The organism is Geodermatophilus sp. URMC 65, assembly GCF_053502545.1.
The window spans coordinates 964,167-982,174 of the sequence record NZ_CP199954.1 but is presented as its reverse complement, the minus strand read 5'-3'; the positions used below and the strand labels follow the sequence as shown (position 1 = coordinate 982,174).

Here is an 18,008-nt window from a genome sequence, read left to right as displayed (position 1 = left end):
CGCCCGACAGCAGTTAGGGTTCTGAGCGTGCTCATCATTTGGGAGTCAATTCCCAAATAATGAACGACTCTCTCGCTCCATCCGTCCGTCAGCCCGTCCCCCGAAAGGCCGGCTCATGACCGACCCCACTCATCCCGCGCCCCCGGCTACGGCGTTCGGTCCGCTCGCCGGCGTGCGCGTCCTGGACATCGGCAACGTGTTCGCCGCGCCCTTCGCCGCAGCGCTGCTGGGCGACATGGGCGCCGACGTCGTCAAGGTCGAACTCCCGGGATCCGGCGACCCCGCCCGTGGCATGGCGCCCTCCGACGGTGAGGAAGGGCTGCTGTGGGCCGCGCTGGCCCGCAACAAGCGAGCCATCACCCTCGATCTGCGCCACCCCGAGGGGCAGCAGATCTTCCTCCGACTGCTGGCGACCACCGACGTGCTGGTGGAGAACTTCCGCCCCGGGACCCTGGACCGGTGGGGGCTGACCGCGGACCGACTGCGAGAGGCCAACCCCGACCTCGTCGTGGCCCGGATCAGTGGGTACGGCCAGACCGGCCCCTACGCGGGCATGGCTGGTTTCGGGACGCCCGCGACGGCCTTCAGTGGGTACCTCTACAGCACGGGCTTCCCGGACCGCCCGCCGGTGCTGCCGCCGATGAACCTGGTCGATTACATGGCGGGGACGTTCGCCGCGTTCGGCACTGTGGCGGCGCTGTACCACCGCGACGCGAAGGGCGGCTCGGGCCAGGAGGTCGACGTCGCCCTGTACGAGTCGATGCTCCGTTTCCTCGAGGGCATGGTCACCGAGTACGACCGCCTCGGGCAGATCCGCGAGCGGACTGGCAACGAGGTGCCGGCCACCGCTCCGCTGGGGCTGTTCGAGTCCGCCGACGGGGTGTGGCTGGTGCTGTCCACCAGCACCGACCGGACCTTCGACCGGTTCGCCGAGGTCATGGGGCGCACGGACATGAGCACGGACCCGCGGTACCGCACCAACCGGCTCCGCGTGGAGAACCGTGCCGAGGTCGACGCGGTCGTCACCGAGTGGTTCGCCACGCACACCGCCGAGGAGATCCTGCGGGTCTGCGACGACAAGGGCGTGCCCGTCTCCCGGGTGAACAACATGGCCGACGTCTTCGCGGATCCGCACGTCCAGGCGCGGGACATGCTGGTCGAGGTGCAGCACCCGAAACTGGGGTCGCTGCGCCTGCCGGGGATCGTCCCCAAGCTCTCCGCCACCCCGGGCGAGGTCCGGACCACGGGTCCGTCCATGGGGGACCACAACGCCGAGGTCTACGGGGAACTCGGACTCGACGCCACCGACCTCGACCGCCTGGCCACCGAAGGAGTCATCTGACATGGCACTCACGACCGACCACAAGGCCGCCTACCTCAGCCAGACCGGGTCGCTGCCCTTCGCCCTCCCGCCGCGTGTCGAGATCAACGAGGTCGGACCGCGCGACGGCTTCCAGCTGGAGAAGAAGACCATCGCGACCCCGGACAAGGTCGCCATCATCGACGCCCTCGCCCGCACCGGGATCCGCCGCATGCAGGTCACGTCGTTCGTCCGCCCGGACGCGGTGCCGCAGCTGACGGACGCCGACGAGGTCATGGAGTCGATCACCCGCGCTCCGGGTGTCGGGTACACGGTCCTCATCCCCAACCTCCGTGGCGCGCAGCGCGCCCTCCGGCACGGGGCCGACTGCTGGGACCTGATGCTGTCCACGACCGACGCGCACAGCCTGGCCAACGCCAACCGGACGACGGCGGAGACGCTGGCCTCGCTGCGTGAGGTGGTCGACCTGGCCGGCGAGCACGGCATCGAGCTCGCTGCCGGCCTGGGTACGGCGTTGGGGTGTCCCTTCGAGGGGCGGGTCGGCTACGACCGGATCGCCTGGGTCGTGGGCAGCCTGCGTGAGATGGGCGTCCGCCGCGCCGTCATCTGCGACACGGTCGGCGTGGCCGACCCGGGCTGGGTGTACGAGGTGTGCTCCCGGTTGACCCGGGAGTTCCCCGACGTGACCCTCGCCCTCCACCTCCACGACACGCGCGGCCTGGCTCTGGCCAACGTGCTGGCCGGTCTCGCCGCCGGCATCACGAACTTCGACTCCTCGGTCGGCGGACTCGGCGGCTGCCCCTTCGCGCCGGGCGCCAGCGGCAACGTAGCCACCGAGGACCTCCTCCACATGCTCGCCCTGCTCGGTGTGGAGACCGGCGTCGACCTGGACGCGATGATCGGCATCGCCCGCGACCTGGTCGCTCCGGTCGTCGACCACCCGCTGGAGAGCTCGCTTCCCCGGTCCGGACCCTCGTGGCAGGTCTACGAGGCACCCGGTGGACAGCAGCTTCCCCGGACGCCTGCGCGCACCGCCTGACCACGCCCCGTCGCACGTCCCACCGGGGCGACGAGCGCATCCGGTGTGGATCGCGCGGTCCTCGCCGTCCACCCACCCCCTCTGAGCTGAGGAGAACCTCATGCACGTCCCCTTGGGCGACGACGTCCCCACCGCAGCCCCCGATGCCTGGATGGCAGCCGGCTCCTTCGCGATCGGAGACGTCGCTCTGGGCGCCGAGTCCAGCGTCTGGTACGGCGCCGTCCTCCGTGGTGACGGCGACGCCATCCGCATCGGGGCGCGCAGCAACATCCAGGACAACGCGGTCGTCCACACGGACCCCGGCTTCCCCGTCACGGTCGGTGACGGCGTGTCGGTCGGCCACGGTGCCGTGCTGCACGGCTGCACCGTCGGGGACGACGTGCTGGTCGGTATGAACGCGACCGTGCTGAACGGCGCTCGGATCGGGGCTGGCTCCCTGATCGCAGCCGGCGCGCTCGTCACGGAGAACGCGGACGTCCCTCCCGGGAGCCTGGTCGCCGGCGTGCCGGGCAAGGTGCGCCGGGACCTGACTGATGAGGAGTTCGCACACGTCCGGGCCAACGCGGAGTCGTACGTGGAGCTCGCACGGCGGCACGCCAAGGCCTGATCGGTTGCTGGTCACCCGCCGTCCCGGCTGGTGACCCCCGTGTCGCTCTCACCACATCGACAACGCGACTGAAGAGGAGCTCCTATGTCCACGGTGTCCGCGCACGTGGCCCACGCCCTGGCCCCGCACGTCACCGACGTCTTCGGCCTGATGGGGAACGGGAACGCGTACCTCATCGACGCGCTCGTCGCCGAGGGCGTGGCATTCACCGCCGTTCGCCACGAGGCCGGAACCGTCGCCGCAGCTGATGCGTACTTCCGCACGAGCGGTCGCGTCGCCGCCGCCACGACCACCTACGGCGCGGGGTTCACCAACACCATCACGGCGCTGGCCGAGGCGGCTCGGGCGCGGGTCCCTCTCGTGCTGGTGGTGGGGGATCAGCCGACTACGGGGCCACGTCCGTGGGACGTCGACCAGGGGATGATCGCTGCGGCCGTCGGCGTCGACACCTTCACCGTGGGCCGCCACGACGCCGTCGCCGTGACCACGGCGGCGGTGCGGCATGCGCTGGCGGAGCGCACCGCGGTGATCGTCGCCATCCCCTACGACGTGGCAGCGCAGGAGGTGGGGGACCCGGGGGAGCGGCCGGCTCTCGAGCTCCCAGATCGTCGTCCCGCGATCGACGCCGACGCAGTCGGGCTCGCCGCGGCGGAGTTGGCATCCGCCCGGCGGCCCTTCATCCTCGCCGGGCGGGGTGCCGTCCTCACCGGTGCCGGCCGCGTCCTCGGTGAGCTCGCCGAGGCCGTGGGCGCCGTCACGGGCTCCACGGCCACGGCGCGCGGCGTCTTCCCGGACGCTCGCCACGACGTGGGCGTCACGGGGGGCTTCGGCCACGAGGAGGCCATGGCGCTGGTGGGGCAGGCGGATGTGGTCCTCGTCGTCGGAGCGGGCCTCAACCAGTTCACGACGCGCTTCGGCGACCTCTTCGGTTCGGCTGCGCGGGTGATCCAGATCGACGAGAAGAAGGACCCGACGCACCCGGCGGTGACGCGCTACGTGCGGGGCGATGTCGCAGAAGCCGCGCAGGCGGTGCTGGACGCCCTGCCCACCGGGGGGGCCAGCGACCCTGGCTGGCGCGAGGCGGTGGCAGAGCTGACACGGCGCGGGTTGCATCGCCGCCACCCGGGCGACGGGACGGCGCCGGACGGCCGGCTGGACCCTCGCAGCGTGGCCACACGGCTCGCCGACATCCTGCCCGAGGACCGGGTCGTGGTCTCCGACGGCGGGCACTTCATCGGCTGGGCGAACTCCTACTGGCCGGTGACGGCGCCGCACCGGATGCAGATGGTCGGTACGGAGTACCAGACGATCGGTCTGGGGCTGCCGAGCGCTGTCGGTGCAGCCCGCTCCTGCCCGGAGTCGACCATCGTCCTGTCCACCGGGGACGGCGGTGGCCTGATGGCCCTGGCCGACCTGGAGAGCGTCGTCCGGGAGGTCCGGCGCGGCGTGGTCGTCGTCTGGAACGACGCCGCATACAACGCCGAGGTGAGCCTGTACGGGCGGCGGGGCCTGCAGGTGGCGCCGATGCTCATCCCGGAGGTCGACTTCGCCGGCCTCGGCCGGGCCCTGGGCGCCGAGGCGGCCGTCGTGCGGACGCTGGAGGACCTGGACTCCCTGTCCGACTGGGTCCGCGCCGAGCGCGACGGCGTCTTCGTCGTCGACTGCCGGATCAGCCCGACGGTCGTCGCGCCCTACCAAGAGGAGATCATCGCCGCGGCATCCAAGAGGTGACCCGAGGCCCGCGTGTGACCGGCTCGCCGTCGCCGGACCATGACGCGTTGCGCCGCACGCGGTGGCGTGTCGGCGACAACTGAGGCCGCCGTGCGCTGTGATCGGCTGTCGATCCACCGCCCGTTCAGGTCGTGGGAGCCCAGCGGCCTCCACTGCGAGCAGCACCCGTGCTGCGGACCGAGCGCCAGGGATCGGCAGCATCGCGTCGACCGGCGTCGAGCTGTGCAGCTCGACGCCGTCGAAGCCCACCAGGTGGAGGCGGTGCTCGGCACGGCGGACCGAGCTGCGCGTCCGGGCTGAACCAGGTGCTCGCCGACTCACGACGGGCGGATGCGTTCGGGGAGTCGATCCGGTGGGCGACGCCCGCCGGCATGTACCCGCGTGCGGCCACACAGGAGACGGTCCTCGACAGCATGCGCGTCCCGGAGGACGCGACTGGGCGTGCGCGAGGGCGCAGCCGACCCTGACCGCGCGGTCCGCCGATCCCGAGTCAGACGCCGGGGTCCGGGTCGCAACGAGTCCCTGCGAACCGGCGGCTGCGGGTCCGTTTGCGGCGCTGGGTGTCAGGGGCATCGGGGCGGGATTCTCCGTGGCCGCGCGGGCTCGCGGTCACCTCCCCGAAGCCACCGACCGCCCGACATCGGGCTGATCGGTGTCGGGACCAGTTCCTGCCGAGCGGGCCGTGGCCGCTGGTGGTCGACGACGGGATCGTCGTGGATGCCCACCTGCGCAGGCATCTCACGATGTCATCGCCATCGGCGATCGTGCCGGCTTCGCGCCTCGTCGGCGGTACCAGGCTGCGCCTCGGGTCGGTGTAGCACGCCACCGACCAGGGGGCGGCACGTGGCGCGGAGATCCCGAGCTCACCGGCCACGCACGCCGCGCTGCCCCGGTCCTCGAGCGACCAGCGACCCCTGGGGCAGCAGACCGGCGACGGACACAGTCGTTCCCGGTCAAGGGTCGGCCCGCAGGCCTGTGACACCGGGGAGTGCCGGACCCGGTCGACTGTCCCCCCGGGGAACAGCGAGATCCTCACCGAGCGCTGCGCGGGCCTGGTGGGACCCCGAGTCGCCCGCATCCGTGGCACGGTCCGAACCCGGCCCTCCGGACCACGCTCGTGCAACGGCGCGCGGATGCCGTCGGTCGCCCGTCGACGGCATGCGCCTGGAACAACCCTTGTCGAAGCCGCTGACGCCCGCTATGGTCCTCATCACATCCCACAGTATGGCCAACAGTTTCCAAATAGTGGGAATCATGGATCCGACGACGCGCTCCTCCAGCGAGTGATCCCCAAGCGTCGGCCACATCTCGGAGGAGGACCTGGCGTGGTTTATCTGATCTCCGTCGCGGCGCTGGTGGCGGTCTTCGCCATCGCGACCGTGCGGCCCATCAACATGGGCGTACTCGCGTTCCTGGCGGCCTTTGCCGTCGGGGGCCTCGTTTCCGGGATCTCGGTGGAAGACGTGCAGTCCTTCTTCCCGGGCGACATGTTCTTCGTGGCGTTCGGCATCACGCTGCTGTTCGGGCTGGCCCGGGCCAACGGCACCCTCGACGTGGTCATGCAGCGATCGCTGAAGCTGGTCCGGGGCAAGCGCTGGGCGATCGTCTGGATGATGTTCCTTCTCGCCGCCGTCCTCATGGCGCTCGGCTCGGTCCTGGCCGTGGCGATGCTCGCTCCCATCGCGATGCCGATCGCCAAGCGCTACAGGATCAACCCGCTGCTCATGGGCATGATGCTCAGTCACGGTGCGCTGGGCGCGGCGTTCTCGCCCATCACCGTCTACTCGGTGGGCATCCAGCAGCTGCTCGACGAGGCGAGCTTCTCCGTCTCGCCGGTCGCCCTCTTCGTCGTGCCCTTCCTGCTCAACCTGCTCTTCGCTGCGATCGCCTTCGTGGCTCTCGGCCGCGACCTCTTCCGCGAGCAGGTCGTGGTCGAGGAGGACCTCGTGGCGGTGGGAGCCGGCAGCACCACGGGCACGGCCGCGGGCGGCGGCGCCGTCGGTGGCGGCAGCGCCGTCGGCGGTGGGAGCGCCGACGGGCCCGACCGCCCGATCGGTGTCGGCCCCGGTGCGGTCGACCCGAACGCCCTGCACCTCGCGCCCTCCATCAGGGTCACCTTCGAGCAGTGGATAACCTTCGCCGCGATCGCCGCCCTGCTCGCAGCCGCCCTGTTCGGCATCGACGTCGGCGTTGCCGCCACCTGCATCGGTGCCGTCCTGCTGCTCGCCTTCCCCGGCCGCGTCGAGGCCACCATGAAGTCCATCGCCTGGTCTGCGGTGGTCCTCGTCTGCGGCGTCGTGACCTACATGGGTGTTCTCAACGCCAACGGCACGATCGACTACCTCGGCGAGAAGGCCACCGAGCTGCCCTGGCCCCTCCTCACCGCGTTCGTGTTGCTCCTGGCGGTCGGCATCATCTCCGCCGTCGGGTCGTCCTTCGGCATCATCCTGATCGCCCTGCCGTTGGCGATGCCGCTGCTGGAGGCCGGCCACTTCTCCATCGCGGCGTTCATCATGGCCCTGGCCTTCTGTGCCACCGTCGTCGATGTCAGCCCCTTCTCCACCAACGGCGTCATCGTGCTGGCCACGGCCCAGGTGGACGACCGGCAACGGTTCCAGAAGCAGATGCTGACGTACTGCGGCTACATCGTCCTGGTTGCACCCGTGCTGGCCTGGCTCATCCTGATCCTGCCGACCAGCCTGTGACGAACGCTTCAACTCGGACCCCGGTCGCCTCGCCCCCCACGGGCGCAGCGGCCGGGGTCCGTCGCGTCGGTCCACGTGCGGCCCGCTGCCGACGGGCCGATAAGTTCGTCCCATGAGCTCTGTCCGCAGCACCGGCGTCGGGGTGCTCGACAAGAGCATGGCAATCGTCGACCTGTGTGAGCGCCAACCGGCCTCCGCCAGCGAGATCGCACGCGAACTGGACCTGACCGTGTCGACGGCGCACCGCCTCGCTGCGGCCCTGACCGCCCACGGCCTGCTGCAGCGCGACCCCTCGGGTGTCTACCGCCTCGGTCACCGGTTCCTCTCCTCGCGGGTCGGCGACATCGCCCAACCGGTCCTCGAGCGGCTGACCCAGGACACCCGGGAGAGCAGTCAGCTGTGGGTGCTCCGCGGCGAGGACCGCCTGTGCATTGCGAGCGTCGTCACGGACGCCGAACTGCGCGTGGTCATGGCCCCCGGGGCCCGGCTGCCGCTCGCCGACGGGGGCTCCGCGGCCTTGGCGCTCACGGGCGACGTCCGGCCGGAAGGATGGGCGGAGTCCCATGGGAGCCGGACGCCAGGACTTGCATCGGTCAGCGCCCCCGTCGTGCTGGGTGGCGAGCCGGTCGCGGCGGTGTGCGTCGTCGCCCCGCTGCTGCGCATGACCAGGTCGCCAGGACAGACCTTCGGCAAGCACGTCCTCGCCGCTGCTGCCGACATCGCCCAGCGCCTCGAGGAGTGAGCGGCTCTTAGCCCGGCGCACCACCGACTGGGACGAGGCCATGGCCCCCGACGAGCGGCGTCCCGGCCCAGGAACAGCGGCGGGTATCACGAACGAACCTGCCCGGGACCACCCCGGCGATGCTCACGAAGTGCTCCTGGTCCTCGATCCGCTTCGGCTCGTCCAGCCGGCGCTGCCACCATGCGGTTTGCGCCTACTCGGCGCGCGCACCTCCTGCCGCGCCCGCGGTCGATCGAGGTCTGCTCGGATGCCGGGCGCTCGTGGGAGATCCACACCACCTGACGTTCCTTATACAGAACGATGGTCTACATACGGTATGGTAGGGATCCTTCCGTCGGCTATCGAGCAAAGGACGTCAGGATGGCCTTCATCGAGACCGAGCAGAGCGGCGAGGTCTTCGTCATCCGCCTCAACCGGCCGGAGCGCCTCAATGCGCTCGGCGTCGAGATGGACCAGCAGCTACGCGCCGCGTTGCAGGACTTCGCGACCAACAGCGCCGAGGTCGCGATCCTCACCGGCACGGGCCGCGGGTTCTGTGCAGGCGAGGACCTGAAGGAGACCGCCGTTCGTGGGGTGCCGGCCGGGGATGCCGTCGACGCCGTCCACGCCGGGGACCTCTACGGGATGCTCGAGATAGAGAAGCCCTTCATCGCCGCCGTGAACGGGTTCGCGATGGGAGGCGGATTCATGCTCGTCGCCAACTCGGACCTGCGGGTGAGTGTCTCGGACGCGGTCTTCGAGGTCTCCGAGGCCAAGCGATGGCTGCTGGGAGGGGTCAGCCACGGCCACTCAGCGGGTCTGCCGATGGCGGTGACGGCGGAGATGGCCTTCGGCCTCCGCTTCGATGCCGAACGCCTGCACCAGCTCGGCTTCATCAACCGCTTGGTCCCCACCGTCGGCGACCTCATGGGCACGGCCCGCGCGATGGCCGACCACCTGCTGTCGCTTCCGCCTGCTGCCCGGGTGAACACCACGCGCATGCTCCGGGCGATGCGCCCACGCCTCGACGGTCGGCTCGCAGCCTTCGCCGACGCCTTGCACCAGCACGGAGCGGCGTCCGATCTGGTCGAGTCGCGCCGCGCTTTCGCCGAGAAGCGCCCCCCCGTCTACCGCGGCTGGGATGACCCGGCCGACCGCGCGCGGGGGCCGGTTCTCGAGGGAGGATGAGCGGCCCTCTCACCTCGACGCCCGTCGTCTGCCCTGGCGCCCCGTAGGGCTGGAGCGCGAGGACGGGTCGCGCGCCGGCGTCGGGGCCCCGCCTCGCGCATGCCCTCGTAGCTCGCTCCCATGCCGGAGCCCGGATCGGGATCCCGGACGAGGAGGAGTCGAGGTGCGTAGGGCTGCGCGCGGGCCTATCTCCCGGTCAGCTCCGAGGTGATCCGCTGCGCCGCGTCGCGGACGCTCGACGCCACGGTAGCGACGACGTCCGGCGTCATGCGTGAGTCGACGCCGTTCACCGACAGGCCCGCGACGCCGAACCCCCGGGCGTCGAGGATGGCGGCGCCGATGGACACCACGCCGGCACGCCAGCCGTTCCGGTTGACCACGTAGCCCTGGTCGACTCCGCGCTCGATGTCCCGGCGGAGGGCTTCCCGGTCGGTGATGGTGTCCGGCGTCATCGCGGGCAGGTCCCCGGCCAGCAGGTGCTCCAGTCGCTCGGGGGGCAGGTGGCCGGCGATGGCGCGCCCCGCGGCGGTCGCATGCCAGGGCACACGCTCGCCGATCGGGAGGTGCACGCGTAGGGCGTGCGAGCTCTCCCGGCGCGCGGAGACGAGGATGTACCCGTCCTCGAGCGTCGAGAGCTGCACGTTCTCGCCGGTGCTCTCGTGCAGCTCGTCGATCAGCGGCTCGGCGACGACGGACAGCTCCGCCATGCCGTTGACCCCCTGCGCCGCACGGAGCACCTTCCCGCTCAGGAAGTAGCGGGGCGGGGACTGCCCGGTCGAGCGCAGCCACCCTTCGTCGATCAGGTCTGCCACCGCTCGGTGCACCGACGTCTTGGGGGAGTGGAGGGCCTGGCTGAGTTCGCTCAGTCCCATCGACGTCCCGCGCCCCAGCGTCTCGATGATCTGCAGGACGAGGACCGAGTTGCGCGCCATGTCTTGTGACCTACCCCTCAGTGCCGTTACGGTATTCCACATCAGGACTGTTGTTCCTTATCTGGAACAGAGTAGCACTCGCGGTGTCCGCCGTCCCAAGGAGTTCACAGGTGAACCTCACTCATCGCACCGCCATGCTGCCCGTGGCAGCCCTGGCGGCGGTCGCCCTCGCCGGGTGCTCCGGCGACAGCACGTCCTCGGCGTCCGACGCCAGCTGGGAGCCGGAGCGCGACGTCACGATGGTGGTGCCGTTCGCCGCCGGCGGCGGCAGCGACGCGTTCGGTCGCGTGATGGCCTCCGCGATCGAGGAGGTCGAGCCCGACCTGGTCGTCACCGTGGAGAACCGGGAGGGCGGCTCCGGCGCGGTCGGCGTGGAGTACTTCCGGTCCCGCGAGGGTGATGCGCAGATGCTGCTCGCCGCCTCGAACTACATCGCCGTTCCCGGCAGCGCGTTCGAGGACTTCTCCCTCAACCAGTTCACGCCGCTGTCCATCTTCGCGGAGGACGTGAACTTCGTCGTGGCCCGGGCGGATGCCCCCTACGACGACTGCGCGCAGATGATCGAAGCCACGACGTCCGAGCGCATCGTGGGCGGGACGTCCGGCGACCTCACGATCGACGGCGTCGCCCAGCAGCTCATGGCCGACCAGTCGGGCGGCGACTTCGACAAGGTCGCCTTCGACTCCGGCGGCGAGATCATCGCCGCCCTCCTCGGCGACCAGATCGACGTCGGGTTCCTCAACCCCGGCGAGGTCGCCGGGCAGCTCGAGTCCGGGGACCTCAAGGCGCTCTGCCACCTCGGCTCCGAGCGCCTGCCCTACGCCGGCTTCGAGGACCTCCCGACTGCCGAGGAGAACGGCCTGGACGTGTCGATGGCGCAGATCCGGGCGGCGATCGCCCCTCCCGGCATCACCGACCAGCAGACCCAGTACTGGATCGACGTGCTCGAGCGCGCGTACGAGACGGACGGGGTCCAGGAGTTCCTGGCCACCAACCTCATGGTCCCCACGCTGGTCAGCGGAGACGCCTTCTCCGACTACGTGACCGAGCAGGACGCCGTCATCAACGAGGTGGTGAAGTGACGCAGCTGCGCATCCCTCCGATCGCGAGGGAGGAGACGTTCGGCCAGGCCATCCTGTTCGCGGTGGTCACCGGTGTCGGCGTCTTCCTGATCGCGACGGCGGGTCAGTACACCGTGATCTCCGACGACGGGGAGCTCGGCGGCGGCTTCCTGCCGCTGGCGGCCGGCGTCGTGCTGGCGCTGCTCGGCGGCACCCAGTTCGTCGCAGCTGCGATGCGGGTTCGTCGTCTGGCCCGCGACAGCCAGGCGCTCGAGGTGGCCGAGGCGCGGCGCCGGAGCGAGGCCGCAGAACGCGACATCTTCGGCCGCACGACGGCGCAGCGGATGGGCCAGCTGGGCACGGTGGTCCTCGCGATCGTCGTGAGCGTCGCGCTCGTGCCACTCCTCGGCCTGCTGCTGTCCCTGCTGCTGCTCTCGCTCTTCATCTCCGCGGCGGTGGAACGGCGCGGGTGGTGGGCGTCGTTGCTGGTCTCCGCCGCCAGCGTGGGCCTGGTCTACCTGATCTTCGACGTCCTGCTGGCCCTCCCGCTGCCGGGCGGCCTGCTCGGCGACGCCGTCTTCGGAGGCTGATGTGCTCGACAACCTGCTGGTGGGGTTCGAGACGGCGCTGACGCCGGAGAACCTCCTCTTCTGCTTCCTCGGCGTGCTCCTCGGCACGGTCATCGGGCTCCTGCCCGGACTGGGCTCGACGACGGGTGTCGCGCTGCTGCTGCCGCTCACCCTCGCCATGGAGCCGGTCACCGCGCTGATCATGCTCGCCGGCATCTACTACGGCGCGCAGTACGGCGGCACGATCACCTCCGTCCTCATCTCCACGCCGGGTGAGGCGGCGAGCATCACCACCACCTTCGACGGCTACCCGATGGCCCAGAAGGGCCGAGCGGGTGCCGCACTGGCGATCGCGGCGATCGGTTCGTTCATCGCCGCGATCATCAGCCTGGCACTCCTGATGACGCTCGCCCCGCCCCTGGCGCGCATCGCGGTGCAGTTCGGTCCGGTCGAGATGCTCGCCGTCGTGCTGCTGGGGCTGCTGACGATCGTCGCCTTCTCGGGCACGCAGAAGATGCTCGGGGTCACCATGGCAGCGCTGGGCATCGCGCTGGCCACCGTCGGGCTGTCCAGCACCTCCGGCGCCGCCCGGTACACGTTCGGCAGCGTGAACCTCCTCAGTGGGGTGCCGCTCGTCGAGATGATGATCGGTCTGTTCGCGGTGGGGGAGGTCCTCTACCAGATCCGCAACGGTGCCGCCCGGCCGATCCGGGCGCGGTTCCGCGACCTCATGCTCACCCGGGACGACCTGAGGCGATCGAGTGCGCCGATCCTCCGCGGCAGCTTCCTCGGGTTCGTCTTCGGCACCCTGCCGGGAGCGGGGACGACGCTCGCGTCGTTCATGGCGTACGCGGCCGAGAAGAAGGTGTCGAAGAACCGCGACGAGTTCGGCCGGGGCGCCATCGAGGGAGTTGCCGCTCCGGAGAGCGCGAACAACGCTGCCGCGAACGCCAACTTCATCCCGACGCTGACGCTGGGCATCCCGGGCGGCGCGACGACGGCCATCCTGCTGGGCGCCTTCACGCTCTACGGCATCCAGCCCGGTCCGCTGCTGTTCGAGCAGCAGCCGGTGCTCACCTGGGGTCTGCTCGCTTCGTTCTTCGTCGGGAACGTCATGCTGCTGGTGCTGAACCTGCCGCTGGCTCCCGTCTTCGCCCAGCTGCTGCGGGTCCCGTACGGCTACATGTACCCGACGATCCTCCTGACGTGTTTCGTCGGCGCCTACTCGATGACCAACACGATGTTCAGTGTGTGGGTCGTCGTGGTCTTCGGGATCATCGGGTACCTGCTGAAGACACTGGACGTGCCCCTCGCGCCCCTCGTCATGGGACTGGTGCTCGGCCCGCTGCTGGAGAAGTCGCTCGCCCAGACCATGTCGCTCGGCGAGGGCAGCTTCGCGATCGTCTTCCAGAAGCCCATCGCCCTGGGCATCTTCGTGCTCGCCGCCGTGCTGTTCGTCGCCCCCAGCGCCACGGGGCTGCTCCGCCGGCGCCGGCGGGGGCCCGTGGCGGCTCCTCGCGCTTCGGTGTCCGCGAGCCCCGCGCCGGACGGTGAGGCGACCGCGTCTGCGTCCGGCACCGCCGTCGCGCCGCCCCCGGCACACGAGCAGGCGGACTCCCGGCAGGACAGCCCGCCTCGCCATGCCGCAGTCACCGCCCCGACGGGCGCCCTGAGCGACGTCTCCGACCGGAGGAACTGACATGTCCACCCCCGTACACGCACCCCTGACCGGCATCACCGTCGTCGAGATCGGCGTCTTCATGGCAGGACCGTTCGCCACGATGCAGCTGGCCGATCTGGGTGCCAGAGTGATCAAGATCGAGAACCCGGTCGACGGTGACCCGGTGCGCGCAGCCGGCCCGTTCGTGGAGGGGGAGAGCGCCTCCTTCGCGCGACTCAACCGCAACAAGGAGTCGGTCGCTCTCGACCTCAAGTCGGAGGAGGGGCGCAGCGCTCTGTGGTCGCTCCTCGGATCCGCCGATGTGCTGATCCAGAACCTCCGGCCCAAGGCGCTCTCACGCCTGGGCTTCGGCTACGAGACCGTCCATGAGCGCTTCCCCGAGCTCGTGTACGCATCCGGCTCCGGCTGGGGGCAGGACGGCCCGCTCGCCGACCTGCCGGGCCTGGACATCATGGCCCAGGCGCGCAGCGGGATCATGAGCGTCACCGGCTACCCCGGGATGCCACCGGTCAAGGTGGGCGTGCCCATCTGCGACCTCACGAACGGGCTGTACCTCGCCCTCGCGGTGACCGCCGCCCTCCACGAGCGCGATCGGTCGGGCCTGGGCCAGCACATCGACGTCTCGCTCCTGGAGTCGGGGGTCTCGTTCGCCGTGTGGGAAGCCGGCGCGTACTTCGGCGACGGCACGGTCACTCGCCGCCTCGGGTCGGCCCACGCTCACCAGGCCCCCTACCAGGCAGTGCGATGCTCGGACGGTTGGGCCACGGTCGGGGCGATCACCGAGAAGTTGTGGCGGAACCTCGCCACCGCACTCGACCTGGGTCACCTGCCCGAGGACCCGCGGTTCTCCTCAGGCCCCGAGCGGGTGCGCAACCGGGAAGCCCTCATCGAGCAGATCGAGCAGAGGACGTCGACCCTGACCGTCGACGACGTCGTCTCGCGGGTGTCCGGCGCCGGGGTCCCGGCAGCACCGATCCTCGAGTACGACCAGGTCTTCACCGACGACCACCTCCAGCAACGGAGGTTCTTCTGGGACGCACCCCACCCCCGCATGGGCGAGGTGCGGCAGATCGGTTCCCCCATGCGCTTCAGCCGGACCCCGACCGTCCGGGGGCACGCCGGCCCGATGCTGGGTGCCGACACCGACAGCGTGCTGGCCGAGCTCGCGGCCGACCGGACCGGAGCACTGTGAGCATGTCGGCGAGAACCCGATCGACCGGTGCCGGAGCGGTGCGCAGGGTGCTCCCCGACCCACGGGAGCTCCGGCACTTCCTCCTGCCGCGCGTGCCGCCGCTCCAGGCGACGCGAAGGCGGCTCACCCGCGCGCTCACCATCGAGGACCTGCGCAGCGAGGCCCGCCGCCGGGTCCCGCGCGCCGTCTTCGACTACACCGACGGCGCTGCGGACCAGGAGATCAGCTACCGGCGGGCGCGTGCCGCCTTCGACGCCGTGGAGTTCATGCCCCGCGTGCTGCAGGACGTCTCGAGCGTCGACACGTCGTGCACGCTGTTCGGTACGACGTTGGACCAGCCGTTCGTGTTCGCCCCGACGGGGTTCACCCGCATGATGCACCACGCGGGCGAGCCCGCCGTGGTGCGCGTCGCCGAACGCCGCCGGATCGCCTACACGCTCTCGACGATGGGCACCACGGCGATCGAGGACGTCGCGGCCGCGGCTCCGGACGCGACCCGCTGGTTCCAGTTGTACGTCTCGCGGGACCGCGAGCTGAGCACGTCCCTGATGCACCGGGCACGCGAGGCCGGCTACTCGGCACTCATGCTGACCGTCGACGTCCCGACGGGAGGCTCGCGACTGCGCGACGCCCGTCACGGCTTCTCGTTCCCTCCGCGCCTGGCACTGCGCAGCTACGCCGACGGCCTGCGACACCCGGCGTGGAGCTACAACTTCCTGACGACACCCCCGCTCGGGTTCGCCTCCATGGGCGGGACCGCCGGGGACCTCGCGGGCCACATGTCCCGCCTCTTCGACCCGAAGATGACGATCGACGACCTCGCCTGGATCCGACGGGAATGGGACGGACCGCTCATCGTCAAGGGCGTGCAGTCCGTGGCCGACGCGCGCAAGCTGGCCGAGGTCGGCGTCGACGGCATCGTGCTGTCCAACCACGGGGGGAGGCAGCTGGACCGCGCCGTGACCCCGCTCATGATGCTGTCCGAGGTCCGCGAGGCCGTCGGTGATCGCGTCGTGCTCGGCATCGACTCCGGGGTCATGTCGGGGGCCGACATCGCCGCCGCGCTCGCCTCGGGAGCGAGCTTCGTGCTGATCGGCCGGGCGTACCTTTACGGGCTCATGGCCGCGGGAGAGGCCGGGGTCGACCGGGCAGCCGGGATCCTGTCGACAGAACTCGAGCGCACCATGAGGCTGCTCGGGGCTCCCCGCCTCGCGGACCTCGACGGGGACCTCGTTCGGCTGCCGGCGCGGGCTGTCTGACCCCTCGCCGGCACGGGGGTGGTCGGCGCTGGGCCTGCGCCGACCACCCACCCTGCCGCGCCAGGCCGCCCGGCACGCTCTGGCTGATGCCGCGTCGACCGGGTGCGGCCCCCACCCCGCGGGCGCTCCACCATCGGGCAACAGTCAGCGCTGAACGGCCCGCCGCCGTGCGGACCGGCCGGCCATGGGCTGTCGTGGGGCCACCATCGGCGGCTGCACGTGGCCGCCGTCGTCCGCTCGGCCCGTCCGGCGTGGAGACTCAGCCGTTGTCCAGACCTGAGAGATCCCCCAGATCACGGTTGTGCGCGTGTGCGAAGAGGTCGTGCGTGTTGTGTCGGCTGAGGTACTCGGACACCGCGTTGTGCACCACCTGCTCCACGGAGCGGTGCTCCGCTTCGGCTCGCGCACGCAGCATCTCCAGCTCGTTCGGGCTCCACTGCACGTCGATGTCCACGCCCTCATCTTTCACGGGCCGGTGTCGACCGCAACCGGTCGGCCGGAGGCACGTGATGGGCGGACCCGGGTGGGGGGACGTGCCGAGATCAGATCTCGCCGTCGGTGCGGACGCACCGGTCGCTCCACTCCGCCGGAGCGGTCGGGCAGCCCGCACCCGGCGCTGCCGTCTTCGCCCGGCAGGAGGCGGCGCGCGTGCGCCTCACGACCGCTGGGCGCGTGCCCGGGCGGTGGCGGCGATGATCTCCTCCAGCAGCACGCCGGGGGAGCCGTCCTGCTGCCACTGCTGCAGGGAGTCCAGGTCCGCGGGGGACTGGACCCGCGCGCCGGTCATGCCGGCGGCCTCGGCGTATGCCGCGAAGTCCACTTCGTCGATGAGCATGGGGGCCGTGTCGAGTCCCTGGGAGCCGTACTGGTGGATCTCGGCACCGTAGGCGGCGTCGTTGAACACCACGACGACTCCGTGCTCGACGGTGCGGGCAACGGTGTCGAGATCGGCCAGGGCCATCAGCATCCCGCCGTCGCCGGTGCACAGCACGACCGTCGCGTCGGGGCGGGCGCGGGCGGCGCCCACGGCAGCGGGTAGGCCGAGGCCGATGACCTGGAACGCCGTGCCCGTCATCAGGAAGTGGTTCGGTGCGGGGAGCGCCAGGTAGGTGGGCGCCCAGCCGAGGAAGTGGCCGCCGTCCTCGACGACGAGGCGGTTGGCCGGCAGCAGTCGGTCCAGGGCGGCACCACGGACCGTGGGTCGAGGCGCCGTCGGCGGCCAGGCCCGTGCCCGGGTCCCGATCACGGGGATCGAACCCGGGGAGGTCCGGCAGGCCCGCGCGCCATCTGCGGGCAACGGCGCCGTCGCCCCTGGCGAGGCGGAGCCCACTCAGGATGTCGGCGCTCGCCGTGGCGGCATCGCCACGCAGGTACAGGTCCACCCGCGGGTGGGTGGCGGCGTCGGCGACGTCGATCTGCACGACGTCGGCGTCGGCGCCGAAGGAGTCCCCGAACCGCATGGTGAACTGGTTCAGCCGGGCGCCGACGACCAGGACGACATCGGCCTGGTGAATCAGCTCCGCGGCCCGCTCGTGCGCGAACCCTCCTGCGATGCCCAGGCTGAAGGGGTGATCGGGGACGACGTTGACCCCCTGCGCCGTCGTGGCGACCAGGGCGCCGAGCTCGTCGGCCAGCTCGGCCAGGGGTGCTGCCGGCACCGGAGAGCCAGGCGTCGCGACCGGCCAGGACCAGTGGCCGACGGGCGGCGGCCAGTCGCCGGACCACCTGCTCGACCACGGCCGGGTCGGCTGACGGTTTCGTAGGCGTCATCGCCGTGGACGGGGCGGACCCGGTCTCCTCGCCGTCGCCCGCCTCCGCCGTGGCCAGGTCGTACGGGTTCGCGAGGACGACGGCGGTCCGCTGCTCAAGAGCGTGCGCGACAGCACGCGTCGTGATGGCGAAGGGCGCGCCGGCGGTGACGGTGAACGTCGCAGCGCCCACGGCGGCGGCGATCGCCACCTGGTCCACGTCCCCAGGGCGGAAGCCCGTCGTCGGGTCATCC

The 18,008-nt window shown here is 71.1% G+C and carries 15 protein-coding genes and 1 pseudogene; 12 read left to right on the top strand and 4 right to left on the bottom strand.

Annotation, left to right across the window (positions count from 1 at the left end):
* Positions 1-115 precede the first annotated feature (115 nt).
* The 7 genes from ACWIX7_RS04510 (at position 116) to ACWIX7_RS04480 (ending at position 9,312) form a co-directional block, all read left to right on the top strand.
* Positions 116-1,342, top strand: a complete 1,227-nt coding sequence (locus ACWIX7_RS04510) for a CaiB/BaiF CoA transferase family protein (RefSeq protein ID WP_446765927.1) — start codon at positions 116-118, stop codon at positions 1,340-1,342.
* Between the two features lies 1 nt (position 1,343).
* Entirely contained in the window at positions 1,344-2,360 is a 1,017-nt protein-coding gene (locus ACWIX7_RS04505; protein ID WP_446765928.1) for a hydroxymethylglutaryl-CoA lyase, read from the top strand.
* Positions 2,361-2,460: 100 nt separating this feature from the next.
* Complete coding sequence (locus tag ACWIX7_RS04500) at positions 2,461-2,967, top strand: gamma carbonic anhydrase family protein (protein WP_446765929.1); 507 nt, start codon at positions 2,461-2,463, stop codon at positions 2,965-2,967.
* Positions 2,968-3,051: 84 nt separating this feature from the next.
* Complete coding sequence (locus ACWIX7_RS04495; RefSeq protein ID WP_448620372.1) at positions 3,052-4,698, top strand: thiamine pyrophosphate-binding protein; 1,647 nt, start codon at positions 3,052-3,054, stop codon at positions 4,696-4,698.
* Between the two features lie 1,325 nt (positions 4,699-6,023).
* Positions 6,024-7,403 (top strand): SLC13 family permease, encoded by a 1,380-nt coding sequence (locus ACWIX7_RS04490; RefSeq protein WP_446765931.1) that lies wholly within the window; start codon positions 6,024-6,026, stop codon positions 7,401-7,403.
* A 112-nt stretch (positions 7,404-7,515) separates the two neighbouring features.
* Positions 7,516-8,145 carry an IclR family transcriptional regulator gene (locus ACWIX7_RS04485; RefSeq protein WP_446765932.1) on the top strand — a complete coding sequence of 210 codons (630 nt, stop codon included), beginning with the start codon at positions 7,516-7,518 and terminating at the stop codon, positions 8,143-8,145.
* Positions 8,146-8,505: 360 nt separating this feature from the next.
* Positions 8,506-9,312, top strand: a complete 807-nt coding sequence (locus tag ACWIX7_RS04480) for an enoyl-CoA hydratase/isomerase family protein (protein ID WP_446765933.1) — start codon at positions 8,506-8,508, stop codon at positions 9,310-9,312.
* 185 nt (positions 9,313-9,497) lie between these two features.
* Here ACWIX7_RS04480 and ACWIX7_RS04475 read toward each other — a convergent pair whose 3' ends face one another.
* Positions 9,498-10,244 (bottom strand): IclR family transcriptional regulator, encoded by a 747-nt coding sequence (locus ACWIX7_RS04475; RefSeq protein ID WP_446765934.1) that lies wholly within the window; start codon positions 10,242-10,244, stop codon positions 9,498-9,500.
* Between the two features lie 110 nt (positions 10,245-10,354).
* Between ACWIX7_RS04475 and ACWIX7_RS04470 the strand changes: the two genes are divergently transcribed.
* Genes ACWIX7_RS04470 through ACWIX7_RS04450 form a run of 5 tightly spaced genes read left to right on the top strand, consistent with a single transcriptional unit; the run spans position 10,355 to position 16,006 of the window.
* Entirely contained in the window at positions 10,355-11,326 is a 972-nt protein-coding gene (locus ACWIX7_RS04470) for a tripartite tricarboxylate transporter substrate binding protein (protein ID WP_448620371.1), read from the top strand.
* Complete coding sequence (locus ACWIX7_RS04465; RefSeq protein WP_448620370.1) at positions 11,323-11,895, top strand: tripartite tricarboxylate transporter TctB family protein; 573 nt, start codon at positions 11,323-11,325, stop codon at positions 11,893-11,895. The genes ACWIX7_RS04470 and ACWIX7_RS04465 overlap by 4 nt, the downstream gene beginning before the upstream one ends.
* Position 11,896: 1 nt before the next feature.
* Positions 11,897-13,573, top strand: coding sequence for a tripartite tricarboxylate transporter permease (locus tag ACWIX7_RS04460; protein ID WP_448620369.1), 1,677 nt, complete (start codon positions 11,897-11,899; stop codon positions 13,571-13,573).
* Between the two features lies 1 nt (position 13,574).
* Positions 13,575-14,747: a CaiB/BaiF CoA transferase family protein gene (locus ACWIX7_RS04455; protein WP_448620368.1), complete on the top strand. Its 1,173-nt coding sequence runs from the start codon at positions 13,575-13,577 to the stop codon at positions 14,745-14,747.
* A gap of 47 nt (positions 14,748-14,794) precedes the next feature.
* The gene (locus ACWIX7_RS04450) at positions 14,795-16,006 is read left to right on the top strand and encodes an alpha-hydroxy acid oxidase (RefSeq protein WP_448620367.1); all 1,212 of its coding nucleotides are present in this window, start codon (positions 14,795-14,797) and stop codon (positions 16,004-16,006) included.
* Between the two features lie 259 nt (positions 16,007-16,265).
* On the opposite strand, the gene ACWIX7_RS04445 is transcribed toward ACWIX7_RS04450, so the two are convergent.
* The 3 genes and pseudogenes from ACWIX7_RS04445 to ACWIX7_RS04435 form a co-directional block, all read right to left on the bottom strand.
* Positions 16,266-16,460 (bottom strand): hypothetical protein, encoded by a 195-nt coding sequence (locus tag ACWIX7_RS04445; RefSeq protein WP_446765940.1) that lies wholly within the window; start codon positions 16,458-16,460, stop codon positions 16,266-16,268.
* A gap of 201 nt (positions 16,461-16,661) precedes the next feature.
* On the bottom strand, positions 16,662-17,252 hold the full coding sequence (locus ACWIX7_RS04440; protein ID WP_448620366.1) for a thiamine pyrophosphate-dependent enzyme: 591 nt from the start codon (positions 17,250-17,252) through the stop codon (positions 16,662-16,664).
* Between the two features lie 115 nt (positions 17,253-17,367).
* A pseudogene (locus ACWIX7_RS04435) lies at positions 17,368-17,664 on the bottom strand (hypothetical protein); the annotation flags it as partial.
* Positions 17,665-18,008: the final 344 nt, after the last annotated feature.

Bases quoted from the DNA above. Each gene is read 5' to 3' on its own strand.
- ACWIX7_RS04510 (WP_446765927.1), top strand. From the start codon at position 116: ATGACCGACCCCACTCATCCCGCGCCCCCGGCTACGGCGTTCGGTCCG.
- ACWIX7_RS04505 (WP_446765928.1), top strand. From the start codon at position 1,344: ATGGCACTCACGACCGACCACAAGGCCGCCTACCTCAGCCAGACCGGG.
- ACWIX7_RS04500 (WP_446765929.1), top strand. From the start codon at position 2,461: ATGCACGTCCCCTTGGGCGACGACGTCCCCACCGCAGCCCCCGATGCC.
- ACWIX7_RS04495 (WP_448620372.1), top strand. From the start codon at position 3,052: ATGTCCACGGTGTCCGCGCACGTGGCCCACGCCCTGGCCCCGCACGTC.
- ACWIX7_RS04485 (WP_446765932.1), top strand. From the start codon at position 7,516: ATGAGCTCTGTCCGCAGCACCGGCGTCGGGGTGCTCGACAAGAGCATG.
- ACWIX7_RS04480 (WP_446765933.1), top strand. From the start codon at position 8,506: ATGGCCTTCATCGAGACCGAGCAGAGCGGCGAGGTCTTCGTCATCCGC.
- ACWIX7_RS04475 (WP_446765934.1), bottom strand. From the start codon at position 10,244: ATGGCGCGCAACTCGGTCCTCGTCCTGCAGATCATCGAGACGCTGGGG.
- ACWIX7_RS04455 (WP_448620368.1), top strand. From the start codon at position 13,575: ATGTCCACCCCCGTACACGCACCCCTGACCGGCATCACCGTCGTCGAG.